The organism is Flagellimonas crocea (assembly GCF_033441595.1).
Lineage (GTDB): Bacteria > Bacteroidota > Bacteroidia > Flavobacteriales > Flavobacteriaceae > Flagellimonas > Flagellimonas crocea.
This window is the reverse complement of sequence record NZ_JAUZVX010000003.1, coordinates 699,195-716,719: the sequence shown is the minus strand read 5'-3', so window position 1 is coordinate 716,719 and position 17,525 is coordinate 699,195. Positions and strand designations below refer to the sequence as shown.

General features: G+C 42.3%; 13 protein-coding genes. 4 read left to right on the top strand and 9 right to left on the bottom strand.

The features are described 5' to 3' along the window. Nucleotides 1–113: 113 nt before the first annotated feature. The 5 genes from SD449_RS12550 to SD449_RS12530 form a co-directional block, all read right to left on the bottom strand. Complete coding sequence (locus SD449_RS12550; protein WP_318311033.1) at nucleotides 114–944, bottom strand: class I SAM-dependent methyltransferase; 831 nt, start codon at nucleotides 942–944, stop codon at nucleotides 114–116. Next, nucleotides 922–1,467, bottom strand: a complete 546-nt coding sequence (locus SD449_RS12545) for a hypothetical protein (RefSeq protein WP_318311032.1) — start codon at nucleotides 1,465–1,467, stop codon at nucleotides 922–924. The genes SD449_RS12550 and SD449_RS12545 overlap by 23 nt, the downstream gene beginning before the upstream one ends. Before the next feature lie 98 nt (nucleotides 1,468–1,565). After that, complete coding sequence (gene mnmG, locus SD449_RS12540) at nucleotides 1,566–3,434, bottom strand: tRNA uridine-5-carboxymethylaminomethyl(34) synthesis enzyme MnmG (RefSeq protein ID WP_318311031.1); 1,869 nt, start codon at nucleotides 3,432–3,434, stop codon at nucleotides 1,566–1,568. A 2-nt stretch (nucleotides 3,435–3,436) separates the two neighbouring features. Continuing rightward, nucleotides 3,437–3,856 (bottom strand): rRNA maturation RNase YbeY, encoded by a 420-nt coding sequence (gene ybeY, locus SD449_RS12535; protein WP_318311029.1) that lies wholly within the window; start codon nucleotides 3,854–3,856, stop codon nucleotides 3,437–3,439. Further along, on the bottom strand, nucleotides 3,837–7,277 hold the full coding sequence (locus tag SD449_RS12530) for a hypothetical protein (protein ID WP_318311028.1): 3,441 nt from the start codon (nucleotides 7,275–7,277) through the stop codon (nucleotides 3,837–3,839). Before SD449_RS12530 ends, ybeY begins: the two co-directional genes overlap by 20 nt. A 144-nt stretch (nucleotides 7,278–7,421) precedes the next feature. Between SD449_RS12530 and gltX the strand changes: the two genes are divergently transcribed. Both gltX and SD449_RS12520 read left to right on the top strand, forming a co-directional pair. Then, the gene (gene gltX / locus SD449_RS12525) at nucleotides 7,422–8,918 is read left to right on the top strand and encodes a glutamate--tRNA ligase (protein ID WP_318311026.1); all 1,497 of its coding nucleotides are present in this window, start codon (nucleotides 7,422–7,424) and stop codon (nucleotides 8,916–8,918) included. A gap of 92 nt (nucleotides 8,919–9,010) precedes the next feature. Further along, entirely contained in the window at nucleotides 9,011–9,943 is a 933-nt protein-coding gene (locus tag SD449_RS12520) for an SPFH domain-containing protein (RefSeq protein ID WP_318311025.1), read from the top strand. A gap of 69 nt (nucleotides 9,944–10,012) precedes the next feature. On the opposite strand, the gene SD449_RS12515 is transcribed toward SD449_RS12520, so the two are convergent. The 4 genes from SD449_RS12515 to SD449_RS12500 all read right to left on the bottom strand — a co-directional run bounded on the left by SD449_RS12515 (nucleotide 10,013) and on the right by SD449_RS12500 (nucleotide 12,916). Further along, entirely contained in the window at nucleotides 10,013–10,228 is a 216-nt protein-coding gene (locus SD449_RS12515) for a DUF6327 family protein (protein ID WP_318311024.1), read from the bottom strand. Next, nucleotides 10,225–10,575, bottom strand: a complete 351-nt coding sequence (locus tag SD449_RS12510) for a hypothetical protein (RefSeq protein WP_318311023.1) — start codon at nucleotides 10,573–10,575, stop codon at nucleotides 10,225–10,227. The genes SD449_RS12515 and SD449_RS12510 overlap by 4 nt, the downstream gene beginning before the upstream one ends. A gap of 10 nt (nucleotides 10,576–10,585) precedes the next feature. Next, entirely contained in the window at nucleotides 10,586–10,915 is a 330-nt protein-coding gene (locus tag SD449_RS12505) for a YtxH domain-containing protein (protein WP_318311022.1), read from the bottom strand. Between the two features lie 315 nt (nucleotides 10,916–11,230). Beyond that, nucleotides 11,231–12,916, bottom strand: coding sequence for a glutamine--tRNA ligase/YqeY domain fusion protein (locus SD449_RS12500; protein ID WP_318311021.1), 1,686 nt, complete (start codon nucleotides 12,914–12,916; stop codon nucleotides 11,231–11,233). 266 nt (nucleotides 12,917–13,182) lie between these two features. On the opposite strand from SD449_RS12500, the gene SD449_RS12495 reads away from it, so the two are divergent. Together SD449_RS12495 and SD449_RS12490 are read left to right on the top strand one after the other, a co-directional pair. Next, nucleotides 13,183–15,441: an Ig-like domain-containing protein gene (locus SD449_RS12495; RefSeq protein WP_318311019.1), complete on the top strand. Its 2,259-nt coding sequence runs from the start codon at nucleotides 13,183–13,185 to the stop codon at nucleotides 15,439–15,441. Between the two features lie 6 nt (nucleotides 15,442–15,447). Next, complete coding sequence (locus SD449_RS12490) at nucleotides 15,448–17,523, top strand: PorP/SprF family type IX secretion system membrane protein (RefSeq protein WP_318311017.1); 2,076 nt, start codon at nucleotides 15,448–15,450, stop codon at nucleotides 17,521–17,523. Nucleotides 17,524–17,525: the final 2 nt, after the last annotated feature.

The following is a 17,525-nucleotide window of genomic DNA, read 5'->3' as shown; positions in this document are numbered from 1 at the left end:
TCCCACTCTATTTTGATGGATTGCAGAAAGTGGGCTTTAAAGGCGTTTCTGTTTTCATCCATGCGATTCCCAGTAAAGGTGCAAGTTCGCTTGAACATGGCCCTTAAAACGTCCTATTTCTTCTTTTTTAGAATATATATCAATGAAGAATGCTCCTTGGTGAAGATCGCCCGAAGATTGGACCAGAATCCGATAAAAAATGCACTTGGCAAATACAATTTGTTCCCTTTGTATTTTTCTGAAAGTAGGGACACATAAAACGCATCGAACCACATGGGTTTAATTTTGATGACTTCCATTTGATGGGGTGCAAAAAGTTGCTCAATGGATTTTTTTGAAAAGTGCCACAAATGCCTTGGGACATCATAACCTGCCCAATACTCTTTATAATGTTTCGCGTCAAAAGACTTGAAGTTCGGAACGGCCACTACCAAAACACCATCATCCTCCAACATGGAAACCAAGATTTTGATTTGTTCTTCCAAATTGGGTAAATGCTCCAACACGTGCCAAAGGGTAATTGCCTGAAACTTCTGCTTGGGAACCTCCGCTAAGTTCGGGTTCAAGTGTATTCCTTTTTGCTCGGCCAACCGTCTTGCCTTCTCATTCGGTTCCACTCCAACCACATCAAAACCGGAATTACGGGCCGAAATCAAGAAATCTCCTGTTCCAGCACCGATATCTAGAAGGTTTTTATTTTTAACTACTTGATTTTCAATTATTTGAGCCTTGTTTCGTAGATTTCTTGCCTTCACCAACTGATATAGCTTATCCGTAAAAGTACTTTTGGAATCCGTATGCGAAATATAATCCTCGCTTTCGTAATATGATGCTAGATCATCCGGTTGTGGCCGGGTAAGCAACAAATCCAAATCTTTGTCCCAATGTAATTCAAATGGCTCTCCGGAAATGGCAAAGTCCCTAGTTTTTAAAAACAACTTCATTGTAATTATCGGTTGACAAATATTCGTTTTTCAAATCCCGAAGATAAGGCAAAACCAATTCCCTTGAAATGGAATCTTCAGACAAACAATCCTTTTCGATGTCGCTAAAAACTTCCATGGCTATGTACCAATTTCCAATTCGGGATGAATATGCGTCTTCCATCATGGGATCCATATCTGCCGTTTGATCCAGAACAATGTCCAAAACCATCGGGAACAGATTCACTGTTTTGGTCGGAATTTCCACTTCATAAAAAGAAAAGTAATATGTTTCATTGTTTACAAAAAAGGGAACCTGCACATCCACATAATACCCTCCTAGATCAAATTTGGTGTTGATGTAGTTATAGAATTCATTCGCTTCCTTTGGATCCTCGAAAACAAAAACATTCTTTTTGGGAAGGTTCTTTTTGAATCGTTTCCCGTTGGTCAATTTATAATCTTTAATGTTGGGTGCTATCAGGATCGGGATACAGGAGCTCAAAAAAGCAAAAACAAAAATAGCGAGCAAACTTCGTTTCATCTGGCATAAGGTTACACCAACCTGGAATCAAAAATTGAGCCATTTATGTATTTAGAAACAATAAAAAAACTGTGTTCCACGTGGAACAGTTTTGTGGATTATCTGCCCAAATACACCAAAAGAACGCTAATATCCGCAGGAGAAACACCGCTCACCCTTGAAGCTTGGGAAATGGTCACTGGCTGTATTGCTTGTAGTTTCTCGCGAGCCTCATAGGACAACGATTTGAGTTTTGAATAATCAAAATTGTCAGGAATACGAACATTCTCCAATCGCTGAAGTTTGTCCGCATTTGTTTTTTCTTTTTCTATATAGCCGGAATACTTTACTTGTATTTCCGCTTGTTCGAGCACCTCGGAATCCAATTCGTTTTCTTGAACAAATTCAGCAACGGAATCCAATTGAAGCATGTGGTCCATTGTTACTTTGGGACGAGAAAAAACTTTGAAAAGTTTATCAGATTGTTTGACCAAGGACGAATCCAAGTCATCCAGTATTGGGTTGATTTCATCCGTGGTAAAGCTTGTTTTTTTAAAGAAGTCTACAAGGTTGTCCGACTTGCTCATCTTCTCCTCCATCCTCTTAAGTCGCTCTTCTTTCGCCAGTCCAATTTCATATCCCTTTGGGGTAAGTCTTAAGTCGGCGTTATCCTGACGCAAGAGCGTCCTGTATTCAGCACGAGATGTAAACATTCGATAAGGCTCCTCGGTTCCCTTGGTGATCAAATCATCCACCAAAACCCCAATATAAGCTTCATCCCTTTTCAGGATAAACGGTTCCTTCTCGTTGATTTTCAAATGTGCATTTATACCCGCCATCAATCCTTGGGACGCAGCTTCCTCATATCCTGTAGTTCCGTTAATTTGACCTGCAAAGTAAAGATTGTTTACCAGCTTCGTTTCCAAGGTATGCTTTAACTGCGTCGGTGGAAAATAGTCATATTCGATCGCATAACCGGGTCTAAAAAACTTGACGTTCTCAAAACCTTTTACGGATTTCAAAGCTTTATACTGAACGTCTTCCGGAAGGGATGTAGAGAAACCATTCACATAAACTTCCACAGTATTCCAACCTTCTGGCTCCACAAAAATCTGATGGGAATCCTTATCCGCAAACCGGTTAATTTTATCCTCAATAGAAGGACAATACCTTGGTCCAATACTCTTGATTCTTCCATTGAACATGGGTGATCTATCAAAACCTTCCCGCAATAAATCGTGTACCATTTTACTGGTATGGGTCATATGGCAATCTCGCTGCGTCTTCAGAATCGGGGTGTTTAAATAAGAGAATTTCTCCGGCTTATCATCCCCAGGCTGAACTATCATCTTGGAATAATCAAGAGATCTACCATCCACTCTTGGAGGTGTTCCAGTTTTCATTCTACCGCTTTCAAATCCCAATTCAACAAGTTGCTCGGTAATGCCCGTAGCGGCTTTTTCCCCGGCTCTTCCTCCGCCCAATTGTTTATCTCCAATATGAATCAGGCCATTCAAAAAAGTACCGTTCGTCAACACGACGGCTTTGGACCTTATCTCTAGACCTAAACTCGTTCTCACACCAACAACCCTATCGCCTTCTATCAAAAGTCCGTTCACCATCTCCTGATAAAAATCGGCATTAGGTGTGTTCTCCAGGGCCATTCTCCACTCCTCAGCAAATCGCATTCGGTCATTCTGGGCCCTGGGGCTCCACATTGCAGGACCTTTGGATTTATTCAACATTTTAAATTGAATAGCCGACTTGTCCGTAACAATCCCACTATATCCGCCAAGCGCATCTATCTCACGAACAATCTGCCCCTTTGCAATTCCGCCCATAGCGGGGTTACAGGACATTTGTCCAATAGTCTGGAGATTCATGGTCACCAGTAACGTACTACTTCCCATGTTGGCGGCCGCTGCGGTTGCTTCCGCTCCGGCATGTCCTCCTCCCACTACAATAACGTCGTATTCTTTTTCAAACATATCTATAGTTCCACGTGGAACATTTTGATTTTTTCTTCTTCCTTTTCCCTCATTATCCTCTTCTCCTCGGCAGTCTTGTCCCCATATCCAACAAGGTGTAAAACACCATGACTCATTACCCTTAAAAGTTCTTCCCCAAAGTCGACGCAAAAATCCTCTGCATTATCTTTCACCCTTTCTGTTGATATAAAAATGTCTCCGGAAATTGTTTGACCGTCGCGGTAATCAAACGTAATTATATCGGTTAAGGTATCGTGGTTCAAATACTCTTTGTTCAGTTGCAATAGATAATCATCCGTGCAGAAAACATAATCTATTTGGCCGACGAGGAATCCTTCCGAAGCGATAACCCTATTTATCCAATCGGCATAGTCGGATTTATTGTCTATCAATAATTCACTTTTAAAATGGAACTCTATCATTATCGAAATAAACCTTTACCTTCTTTTCAAAATTTTGCCGCAAAGGTAAAGCTTGTCTATTTAATATTTCAATGTCGTTCTGGTATTCTTGAAGCAACTCTGGTTTTGTAGTAACGGGGTTGGTAAACTGCTTTACGTTTGACTTGCTTTCGCGCTCCTTTCGTTGCCCTTGTTCCATGGCCGCATTTTCCAATTTCAATAACTGATGTTGAATGTTGTTGGCCTTATTTCGGGTCCGCTCGGTAATTCCGTTTTGCAACAAATCATTCTCGAAATCCTCCATCTGCTGTATCAATTTCTGAGCAAGATTCTTATCGGATTCCTGAATCATATCCTCCAGTTGCTTTTCAAGATTCTCGCGAAGAAACTGTTGCTCCTTGTAAATTTCATACACCTCGTTCAGGTCCATTTCTCCCAAACCGTTGCCGCCCGTTTGGGACCCTTCCCCATTTTTGGAACCGCCTTGCCCCCTTTCCCCTTGCTGACCGTTTTCTCCTTGGCCTTCCTTTCCTTTAGACCCTTCTTGTTGGCCTCCTTCATTGTTTCCTTGTTGTTCCCCCTTTCCCTGAGACTGTTGCCCCTTCTCGCCAGAACCGTTCATCTTTTCTTGAATTCCCTCCTGTCCTTTGATAATATCCGGCAATTGAAAATCTTGGCCCTCTCCACTACCTTGCCCTGGTGACATGTTCTGCTGCATATTATCCAAAACGTTCGCCAAAAAGTCTGCAAGGGCGTTGGTGGCGTTGATTACATATTGCTGGTAGGAAGCGCCCTGATAAATTTGATTTTCAGCAATACTCTCCAAGGCTTTGTCCATATTGTAATAGACCTCGGTAATTTGTTCGTTCACGAATTCCGAAAGCTCCGCCCTTCTCAACGATAAAGCAAACAAACTATCGTCCACATGTTCAAACAGGCGCCTCAAATCCTGCTGTCCTTTAATGGTCCTAGAAAACTGGGAGATATCCACATCTGCACTTTGAACATTATCAAAAAGGTTCTCCTGTTTGAATGAAAAGGTCAACAGGTTATCCAGTATTTGACGTAGCATCTCGGCGTCCTCAGCATCAGTCTCCCCACCACCCATGGAACTAGATTTCATAGACTGACTCATCTCCTTCATTTTCTGGGCAGCAGATTTTTGCTTTTTGGAAGCCTGGTTGCCAGCCTCCCTTTTCTCCTGAGCTTGGGAGCTCTCTTCCATGCCTTGATGTTTATTGATTTCCTCCAAGGCATCTTTCTGATCTTCCTTTACAGCATCCGTTTTTCTCTTGCCCGTGTCGAATTCCAATGGCTTTTTAAGCTGATTGTTATCCTTTTCCAGTTCACGTATCTCCTTCTCCAAGGCATCAAACTCTTCATTCAATTTTTTCTGCTGCTTATCACTAAAGTCTTGTCCCAACTTTAATTCTGAAAGGATCTCTTGTCTTTTAGCCAATTCCTCCAGTTCTTTGGAAATTTGTGATGCCTTCTCCGTTACATAATAGCGCTTGGTCAACTCCAGAATCTGCTCCAAATTCCGGGTATTCTTACCCTGATTCTTACCTAACTCCTCCAACCTACGTTGTAAATCTTCCTTATCAATTTTATCAGCAATCTTGTTGAGTTCATCCAACAACTCGGCATTCTTTTTAGCCTCAGCCTCCTGACGCTCCAATCGCTCCTGCAACATTTTCTTCATTTCAGAATCCTCGGAATTCTTATCCATACTTTTGTTCAGGTCCTGACTGAACTTTTGCATGAGCTCTTCCTGCATCTTTTGTTGCTGCAAAAAATTCTTGATCTGGCTCTTATCTTCAAAACTTAGCGATTTCTCTTCCTTTTGACTTTTATTTATTTCAGATAATTTATCCTCCTGTTCTTTAAACTTCTTTAAGGATTCATCCATCTTGTTCAACGTGGAATTTTGAAACTCTAACTCTTTGTTGTTCAGTTCATTATCATCATATAACGTAGCATCAAAAACAGTGCTTTTGGTAACCTTTCCTCCCCTAACACCATCATTATCAACAACTTCAAAAAACAATTTATATCGCTTTCCTGCTTCCAAGGCCAAACCAGATGGAAAAGTGTAATAAAATTGATACACATTGGAATTAGGCCTTTCTAAAGTTATCCGTTGCTCTTTGGCCGTATCGTCAGAAGGGTAGCACACCAAACGGATTTCCCTCAAACCATGATCGTCCGCAGCTTGACCCGTATAATAAGATTCATTGGGGTTCAACGAATCCAAAACCTGATTCACCTGAACGGTGGCCTTGGCATCTTTGATTACATTCAGTCGATAGGCCAACTTTTCAAAATCCTGAACCTTACTATTTGATGTACTCAACTCGTAATCAAAGTCATTGAACAGTCTTTTAGTATTAGAAAACAGGTTTTTGTCCCTATCAAAAGAAAGTATTGTGTCCGCAGTAATCATTTTGATATTGTCCACATGATCGCCTTGAATCTTCCAAGTGACCTTGGTGCCTTCCGGAACTTCAGCATTTCCCGTGCCAGTGATTACCTCGGGCATCAAATTAAGATATTTAGGATATTCCAATTGGAGAGCGAAGTCCACCAAGATGGGTGTTCTATAACTTCTGATAGCGTACTCCCTGGAATCCCAACCATTGGCTGTCAAATAAAAACTGCTTTCCTGAACAGGCGCCTCGAACGTATAAGTATAAAATTCCCCTTGGTCCTTCATCAAAAGTTCCTCTCCATTAACTACGATTCGAATATCATTGGGCCTAACCTCACCTATCGTCTTCACTTGGATAGTAAGGGGAACATTGTCCAAAACCTCCAAATTATCATTCATCAGTTGAAACGTAAAAGGGGCTGGTTTTTCATAGGCCAAATCGTAATGCATGACCCTTTGGTGCGAATTGAAAAAAGAAACGATGTCACCGGTTACCCAAATGAAGGCAAAAAGCACGAGCGGAATTGCGATGTACTTGGCATAAGCAAAGCTTTCCTTAAAATTGACGGCATCGGTAAACGGAACGGGTCCTAGACTTGAAGCGCGTTGTTCAATACTGGCCAACAACAATTCGGATTTATCCTTGTTCTCGGATAACTCCAATAAATTGAGCAATTTATCATCCACCTCAGGAAAATGTTTGCCGATCAATAGCGATGCCCTCCTATTGTCAATTCCATCCCTAATTCGGAACAGATAAAGCAACGGCATAACGATATAACGGTAAAGCAAATACCCCTCGACGGTCAAAAACAATAAAAACAAAATAAGTCTCCATACGCCGCTTAACCATAAAAGGTATTCAAAATAAGTGATGGCCATCCAAAACAGTGTTCCCAACGTCAGGAACAAGAAAACTCCTTTTATCAATTGCTTGGTATAATACCTTTTGATAAAATTTTCTAGCTTATTGAGTATGTCCTGATATGCTCCCAAAGTGAAATATATAATCACCAAATTACCCGATCCATGTCAAAAGGAAAGAAAAAAATTGTTAAACCTTCTCTTATAGAGCATCCAATACCCTTTGAACGAACAGCAAAATAGCTTTTTCATTCCTTTACAGCAATGTATCTTTGCCGTTCAACATACCCTATTATGAGTAAAAAAGTTCGCGTTCGATTTGCCCCAAGCCCAACTGGCCCATTACATATCGGTGGTCTACGTACCGCATTGTTCAACTATTTGTTTGCCAAAAAACAGGGCGGAGACTTTGTACTGCGCATTGAGGACACGGACCAAAATCGGTTTGTTGAAGGTGCGGAACAGTATATCATTGAGGCCCTTAACTGGTGCGGTATTCCTTTTGATGAAGGACCAGGAAAAGAAGGTGAGTTTGGTCCATACAGACAAAGTGAACGCAAACAGCTTTACAAATCCTACGCCTTGGACCTCGTGGAAAAAGGAAAAGCCTACTATGCCTTTGACACCCCGGAAGCTCTTGAAAATCATAGAAAAGATCACGAAGCAAAAGGAAAAACTTTTATTTACAATTGGCACAACCGTAACAAGTTGACCAACTCTCTTTCCCTTTCCAATGATGATGTCAAAGAAAAGATAGCCGCCGGTGAGGATTATGTGATACGATTCAAGTCCCCCGAAAATAAAGAGCTATTGCTAAACGATATCATTCGTGGGCAGATTAAAATAGATTCCAACATTCTCGATGACAAAGTACTGTTCAAGAGTGATGGTATGCCCACTTACCACTTGGCCAACATTGTGGATGATCATTTGATGCAGATTACCCATGTAATCCGTGGTGAAGAATGGCTGCCTTCTTTGGCGTTGCATACCCTTCTTTACGATGCTTTCGGATGGGATGCCCCGGAATTTGCACACTTGCCTTTGATCATGAAGCCTGTTGGAAAAGGAAAATTGAGCAAGAGAGATGGTGAAAAAGGAGGATTCCCGGTTTTCCCGCTCACGTGGAACCAATCCGAAGGATATCGCGAGGCCGGTTTTTTTCCGGAGGCCGTTGTGAACTTTCTCGCACTATTGGGATGGAACCCGGGCACCGAGCAGGAGATATTCACACTGGAGGAACTGGTACAGACCTTCACGTTGGAACGGGTGAACAAATCCGGAGCACGTTTTGACCCAGAAAAGAACAATTGGTATAATCAACAGTGGTTACAATTAAAATCTGATGACGAACTCGCGCAAATGTTTGCCATTGAGCTCAACAATAAAGGTGTTTCCGCGGAGCCTGACTATATCAAACAAGTGGTATCATCCATTAAAGAGCGTGCCACCTTCGTCAAAGATTTCTGGGAACTTGGAGATTATTTCTTCGAATCCCCTTCTTCTTACAATGAAAAGGCGGTCAAAAAACAATGGAAAGAAGATACCCCCCAAATCATGCAACAAGTAGCCGAACTTCTAAAAGGTATCTCAGCATTTGACTCACCAAAAATAGAGGAAACCGTGAAAGCATGGATAGCAGAAAAAGAGCTGTCATTTGGAAAAGTTATGCCCCCCTTGCGATTGATCATAGTTGGCGACATGAAAGGTCCTCACCTTTTCGACATTATGGCGCTAATCGGGAAAAAAGAAAGCATAGAACGCATAGAACGAGCCATAGAACGCTTGTAGTGGCAGTTGAAATGTAACATTATTCGAATTTTAACTACTAATAATGTAGTCAAGTTTCGTAATTTCCATTTCTAACATAAAATCTAAACACTATGGGCAACTATCTTTTTATACCTATTGCATTTGTAGTACTTGTAATCCTGTTCAAGTTCTTCTTTATTGTTAAACAGCAAACTGCTGTCGCCGTTGAGCGCTTTGGTCGTTTTCACAGCATAAGAAATTCAGGGCTACAAATGAAGATTCCGATCGTAGACCGTATCGCCGGCAGATTGAGTCTCAAAATACAACAATTGGACGTGATCGTAGAAACAAAAACACTGGACGATGTGTTCGTGAAGCTAAAGGTATCCGTTCAATATGTGGTAATCCGTGAAAAAGTATATGAAGCATTCTATCAATTGGAATACCCGCATGATCAAATCACTTCCTACGTGTTTGATGTGGTCCGTGCAGAAGTTCCTAAAATGAAATTGGATGATGTCTTCGTAAAAAAAGATGACATCGCCATCGCCGTAAAATCCGAATTGCAGGATGCCATGCTTGATTATGGTTTCGACATCATTAAAACGTTGGTCACCGACATTGACCCGGATGCACAGGTGAAAGCAGCCATGAACCGAATCAATGCTTCGGAACGTGAAAAGATAGCTGCCCAGTTTGAAGGCGACGCACAACGTATTTTAATCGTGGAAAAGGCCAAGGCCGAAGCGGAAAGCAAAAGGCTGCAAGGACAGGGTATTGCCGATCAGCGTAGAGAAATTGCGCGAGGATTGGAAGAATCCGTTGAGGTCTTGAACAAAGTAGGCATCAATTCCCAGGAAGCTTCTGCCCTGATCGTTGTGACCCAACACTACGATACGTTACAGGCCATTGGTGAGGAAACCGACACCAACCTGATTCTTTTACCAAATTCACCACAAGCGGGCAGCGATATGCTGAACAATATGGTGGCGTCCTTTACGGCGAGTAACCAAATTGGCGAGGCCATGAAAAGGAAACGGGACGAAAAAAATTCAGATTCTTAGATTCCTTAATAATCTAAAAAACAAAAGGCTCCCCGATCGGGGAGCCTTTTTTATCTTGGGCAATCAATTCTAATCAAATTTTTCAATCAATTTCTTTGCAATCAGGGAGATTGCGATTTTTTGGAGGATCGGCGCTATTCCTCCCAAGATGTTTGTAGGGTAGAATTCTTTCTTGGTATTTTGAACGGCCAGTTTTACCTTTTCCTCTTCTATTTGTCTCTGAAGCTTAAGAACTTTCAATTCCCTATCAATTTCTTCAAAAGACGTATATTCTTTCTTTATCATAGCTCGTCAAAATAAAATTTAGAAAACTTTTTAAGCATCGGTCTTTCAATTCGGCTTCGTAACGCATACAGAATCAAACCTGTAAGCACATAAAATCCACCGACTATCAAGAAACCCAATGCTGTACTTTCCATAAGGTCCGCCAACCAAAATGAAGCACTCAATGAAAGAAACAGTAGGGCCAAGGACGCAACGCCGCCAACAATTATAACCTTCGCGGCCATGGTCAATCCCTTCATCATGGATTTGAAGCTCTGAAGCCTGTAATAGTCGAGACTATTTTTAATATAAGACTTACCGCCCTCTTCTACCTGATGAATCTGTTCTTTAATATCTTCGAATGCCATACGCTATTTTTTACTTTTGAAGTTGGGCGTTCTTTTTCCTAAGGTCCTCAAGCTTTTTCTCCAAGGCCACGATAATGTCGTCCGCTTTGTAGCTCATATTGGATAGTGTGTCTTCCAATTTTTCCTCGAACTCCATTTTCTTGGCATCGGCTGTCTTTGTAAATTCATCCTTGGCATTCATAATACTTTGGGAAATATCATCTTTTGCCTTTACAGCACTCTTTTTGATTTTCTTTCTTGTCTTTTTTCCTTTATCCGGTGCATACAAGATTCCTACTCCTGCTCCAACTAGTGCTCCGGTCAATAATGCAGTTAATACGTTTCCAGTGTTATTTGACATAATGTTGTGATTTTAAGTTAAACTTCGTTTTTCAATCTTTTGGGCTCGTTTTTCAATTGTCCTAATTACTTGCCCAACTGATTTACTCAAATGTACGTCACAACAATTGCCTGGATCGATCCAATCGGTGCAAACCTTGACGCGTAAGCTAAATTTTTACCAAAAATTAAGAATAAGCGCCTTTAAGAAGCTTTTGGGGCGCCAGCCTTCCCACTAGTGTCAAAAAATAAAAAACCGCCTATAAACCAAAATATAGAGGCGGTTTTTAATAAGGTTCATCAATCCGAAGACCGTGAACCATAAGAATATATTATGCTATGATTTTTGTTCCAATTTGGCCCATGTATCCCTTAAAGTTGCTGTTCGATTGAAAACCAAATTTTCTGGAGTAGAATCCTTGTCCACATTAAAATATCCCATTCTCTGAAATTGTACTTGATCCCCTATTTTAGAATCCTTGAGACTTGGCTCCAAGTAACCGGTCACCTTTTCCAACGAATCGGGGTTTACAAAATCCATGAAATCCTTGTCCTTATGTCCATCCGGTGTCGGGTCGGTAAAAAGACGATCGTACAGTCTCACTTCGGCAGTTATGGCATGAGGTATGGAAACCCAGTGCAGCGTTCCCTTTACTTTCCTCAAACTTTCTTCGGTGCCGGAGCCACTTTTACTCTTGGGGTCGTAAGTACATTGCACTTCGACGATATTGCCATCGCTGTCCTTGGTACAACTCTCCGCTTTGATAATGTACCCGTTTTTTAAACGGACCTCACCGCCGAGCTTGAGTCTAAAAAATTTCCGATTGGCTTCCTCCCTAAAATCTTCTTGTTCTATATACAGTTCCCTTGAAAATGGAACCATTCTATTTCCTGCTGATGGGTCCTCTGGGTTATTTTCTGCTTCCAACCATTCCTCTTTTCCCTCCTCATAATTCGTGATTACCAATTTTAAGGGGTTTAGAACGCCCATTACACGCGGTGCGATTTTGTTAAGGTGCTCCCTAACATGGAAATCCAATAAGGAAACATCCACCACATTCTCTCTTTTGGCAATTCCAATGGTATCCGCAAAATTCCTGATGGATTCAGGCGTAAACCCTCTTCTTCGCAGACCCGAAATGGTCGGCATCCTTGGGTCGTCCCAGCCTCTTACGATGCCATTTTGCACCAATTGCAATAATTTCCTTTTGCTCACAACGGTATGGCTCAAGTTTCTTCGAGCGAATTCCCGTTGTTTTGGGCGTAATTTATCAGAAGATACCACTTGGTCCAAAAACCAGTCGTAAAGCTCCCTATGGGGCAAAAACTCCAGTGTACAAAGGGAATGGGAGACCTGTTCTATATAGTCGCTCTCCCCATGCGTCCAGTCGTACATAGGATAAATACACCAATCGGTATTTGTTCTGTGATGGGCCTTATGGAGTATCCTGTACATCACGGGATCGCGCATCAACATATTGGAAGAAGCCATATCAATCTTTGCTCGTAAAACATGAGCGCCATCCTTGTATTCTCCCTCTTTCATTCCTTCAAAAAGCTTCAGGTTCTCCTCTATTGAACGTTTTCTGTACGGACTTGTCGTTCCTGGTTCCGTAGGCGTTCCCTTTTGACTTGCTATTTCTTCCGAGGATTGGCTGTCAACGTAGGCCTTTCCCTGCTTAATCAATTCAACCGCCCAATCGTACAATTGCTGAAAATAATCCGAAGCATAGCACTCCGTATCCCACTCAAAACCAAGCCACTTCACGTCTTCTTTAATGGCTTCCACATACTCCTTTTCCTCCTTGGCCGGATTGGTATCGTCAAAACGGAGATTTACCGGTGCATTGTAGCGCAGTCCAAGACCAAAATTGAGACATATGGAGCTCGCATGGCCGATATGCAAATACCCATTGGGTTCCGGTGGAAAACGAAACCGTAAGTCCTCCCTGGAGTACCCCGATTTAAGGTCCTCCTCCACAATGTGTTCAATAAAATTGAGCGATCTAGCTTCTTCTGACATACCTATAATTTGAGGGGCAAATGTAGTAAAATCCCATGTTGATAGCTATTTTTCCTTGTTCTGTGTATACAAAGTAGGCGATTTCACAACACTTTTGGTATCACCTACAACAATATCTTTCCTTTCGACGAAATTAGAGACATATTTGTTATTGGAATACTATATGAAAAAGAGGCGCCTGAACAGCGTCTCCTTGAACAAATTACAATTAAGGGGCACAAACTAACAGGGCTATATGGCCCATAACCTCTTAAATACTAACGGTGATGAAAGAAATTAGTTCAACGTATAGCATTCTAGTCCTGGCCTTGGCTTTTGTGCTGCTTAGTACCTTCGGGGTACAAGCTCAGGTACTAAACAAACCCGTGCCAGCAGACAATCCCAACCTTGCCGGTAATTCGGCATGGACCGCGGTCTGTGCATCTGGCGGATTCAATGAATACTTTGTAAACTTTACTTGGGACCCGCCCATGGTCGCAAGTAACAACGTGTTTATTCTGGAACTATCCGATGCCAATGGCTATTTCTCCAACCCTACCGAGCTTGCCAGCGTTAGTGATAAAAACACAACTTTCGACTTTGAGTTCAAATTTGCTCTGCCCACCGATATGAGGGGAGACAACTTCAAAATGAGGGTCCGAAGCACAAGTCCGGCCAAGACAAGTCCAGCTTCCGATGCATTCTCAATGTACTTTATCGATTACAACGCTCCGTTGTTGATCAGCCAAAATGGAAGCGGATCTATTCCTTCAGGAGGACATATTCAAATTTGCGGTGGAGGTTCCGTGACCTTGAAACCACACAACATACCCAATGCAGGAAGCTACATTTATAACTGGTACCGTAGTGGTACATTGCTATCGGAAAAATCAGAAAGCATCACCGTTTCTGATCCCGGCATGTACTATGTGGAACTGGATTATGGAGATTGCTCTGGATCTGCAAACACCTTGTCGAACACCATCGAAATCTCAACAGGATCAAGTTCCGGTCTGGCGATTAACGGTCCAGCATCCGTAGAAGTTTGTCCGGGAGAGAGCCTAGTGTTGGAAGCCAATACGGCAACACCAGGTTTAACTTACACTTGGTACAAAGATGGCTCTGTAGTAAGCGGACCGACCGTTGACGCCAAAACATATACCGTTGATGCCAGCAATAGCAATTATCTAGGTTCTTATCAGGTAGAAGTGGACGGTGTTGGGGTTTGTAAGGAATTATCTGCCCCTGTTACTGTTTCCAGCCCTGGTTCATTTGATATCACCCTGAACAACGAAGAAAATATTGTAATTCTTCCTTCACAGACTAAAACATTGTCTGTGAGCACCACGGCGAGCAGTGCGTCCTATCAATGGTTTAAAGATGGCGCCGAGATCAGCGGTGCAACCAATAACACTTTGAACGTAAGTGAAATAGGATCATATTATGTTGAAGTAACCGATAATGGTGGACCTTGTAACCCAGCTCCGCTAGCTTCGGTGACCACTACTGTTGTTGCCCCAGATTCCTTTGAGTTTGTAGTAAATTATATTGGCGCCTACTCATCTTGTGAGAGCACCGATGCCACATTGAGCCTTACTGCCATCAATGCGGTAAGTGAAAATGGTGCCGCAACCGATGTTACCGCAGACCTTCAGAACGCATTTGATTATCAATGGAAACTAAATGGCAGCGATATTTCTGGAGAAAGCTCAAAAACCATAACCATTACTGGACAAGAAAATAATGGACAATATACCTTATATGGTAGTATAGATGCTTTTGATGCGCTTTCCAATACGCTTGAGGTAAAACTTGCATCCAGCGAATCCGTACAAATCACGGCCAATGGAACTGTCCTCTGTGAGGGCGGAGAGGCCATTGTCCTAGAAAGCAACAAAGATCTTAGCAATGAATCCTTTCAATGGAAAAAGGATGGTACTGTGATAGATAGCTCATCCGAAAGCTTAACTGTAAGTTCTACCGGTGTTTATCAATTGGTCATCACATCCAACGAATGTCCATTGACATCCAACGAAATAACCATTAGCGCCTTTGACGAGTCGCTATTGGTACTAGACAAACCCAAAGACCTCATCATTATTGAGGGAGAGACCCAAACTCTTACCGCTAGCGGTGCCGATTCCTACGAATGGTACGATGCAGGAAACAACCTTATTTCTTCCAGTAGTTTTTATGACTTTACGGAAGAAGGGGAATACCTGCTCATCGCCACCTTTGGAACATGCACCGTGAGCAAAGTGATCACTGTGACCTACAGGGATATGTTTGCCATACCCAACGTTATTACCGCCAATGGCGACGGTATCAACGACCTATGGGTATTGCCCAACACATATTCCAGAGACCCCAATGTTCTTGTCACCATTTTTAATGAGCGGGGAGAACAAGTATTTAGCCAATCTGGCTATGAAAACAACTGGCCACAATCCACCACGTCTTTTAACAAGCAAAGCATGATTTTCTATTACAAGATCACCAGAGGTGGCAAAAGCCTGAAACAAGGAACAATCACTGTTATTAAATAAGCAGCAATGCGCACCCAGAAACCTCTACTATTACTTGCTATTCTGCTACTTGCCTTCTCGGGAATGAGAGGACAGGAAGAAGAAGTCTATGTACCTTACAACGTACCCTCCCAAAACCTTTTAAAGTTCAATAGGTTCTTGCTCAACCCAACGTTTTCAACTGTCAGGGAGGACAAATCCTATATCAACCTTTTCCATAGAAACCAATCGGTATCTTTTGATGACAACAATCAGGTGTATTTCCTGAGTTATAGTGGTAGAGTGAGCGATAGGAGCGGGGTAGGACTTAGTTTGTTTACCAATCGCGAAGGGCTTTTCAATAATTTCGGTGTTCACGCCAACTACGCCTACGGTGTGCGCTTGAGCCCAAAAAACACTTTCACTTTTGGTGCCAACGTCAGCTATTATCAAAGTGCATTCAATCAAGACAGGGTAAATTCTGTAGAGGTAGACCCTTTTCTAAACACTTTGGAAAGTAGCTCATTGGTCAGCTTTCAGCCTGGATTTAATTTTTCCTTTGGCAAGTTCGATATCGGTGCATTTGCCGAAAACTTATTTGATTACAACCTGAAAACCAGCGAGTCCGTTACCGATTTTACCGAAAAGACCTATTCAGGTCACTTACAATATACCCATCAGTTTGAAAACGGAACAGGAATTATGGAAAGTGCCCGTTTGATGCCCTTGGCAAGGGTCCGTAAAGTGGGCGAGGAAAACATCACCTTGGGAGGAAACCTAATCCTTGACCTTCCTAAGTTAGGTTGGGTACAAGCAGGTTACGATGACTTTTATGGTGCCTCCGCAGGTCTAGGTTTTAACCTTACCAAAAACATTTCCTTGGGATATACGGTGGAAAAAGGGTTGTCCAACGAATTTGAAAACTTTGGCGTAACCCACGAAATTTCCTTGGCATACTCCTTTACGCCCAACCTTACCGAAGACCGAGTAATGTTGGAAAAAGAGGGCGAGGAAATGGTTTCCAACGAAGAGAACGTTCCGCAGGACAGCCTAAACATTACAGACAAAGACCTTGAGATTGCCCAGCTTCAAGAAAAATTGGCAGAAAACGATGCCATTTTGGATGAGCTATTAATGCGTCAGGACTCCATAGAATCCACAAGAAAAAAGGATTTGGAAAGACGTTTTGAAACGGTAATGCGCATGGTGAAAAGGGAAACCCGAGGTGAAAATCCAGCATTGGAGCAAAAGGCCAAAGAAGTATACTTCGCCAACATGGACAGCGCCGATGTGGTGACCCAAAGAACCCAGCCTTTGGCCAACCATGGATTGTCCAACAACACATCCACCAAAAAAGTCATCAGGATCAATGAGGCCAAGGACAATACCAAACAAGCCTATGCCGCAAATTCAAGTGTTAAGAAAGACAACACCTATAGACCAGCAACAAATAAAAAAGCTAAGTTCAGATCCCACGCAGTTCCCAATGTGGAAAGCGGCCATTATTTGATTGCCAATGTGTTCCGGGACACCAATAACCTAACGGCCTTTATAGAGAAGCTTCGTGCACAAGGTATCGATGCCGACTACTTCCAAAATCCGAAGAACGGTCTCAACTACGTCTACATTGGTGACTTTAGCAACAAAAATGATGCTTTGGAAGCCTACCACAACAAAATGAACGGTACATACCAAGGTGATGCCTGGGTAATGAACGTGAACGGTGGCGACAGTCAAATTGCAGGATATTCCGGAAATATGGACAATGGCTCCTCCAAATATGGAAACAACCAACTGTCCAAAAATATAGCCAACAAAACCCTTGGAAAAGCCGGCAAGCATGTAGTGCTTACCTCACAGCCCGGAGATGGTTTGGCAGAAGGATATTACATTATCGCCAACGTATTCGAAAATTCAGCAAGCGCCAAGGAATTTGTCAAAGAGCTAAATTCCAAAGGATTGCATGCAAGCTATTTTATCAGTCCAGCAGACAAGAACAGGTACGTGTATTTGAAAAAACACGAAACCTGGAACAACGCCTTGACCTCTTACTACACCAAACTAAATGCCTCGTATGACGACGATATGTGGATCATGCGCATCAAACCAAACACAAATAGCTAACC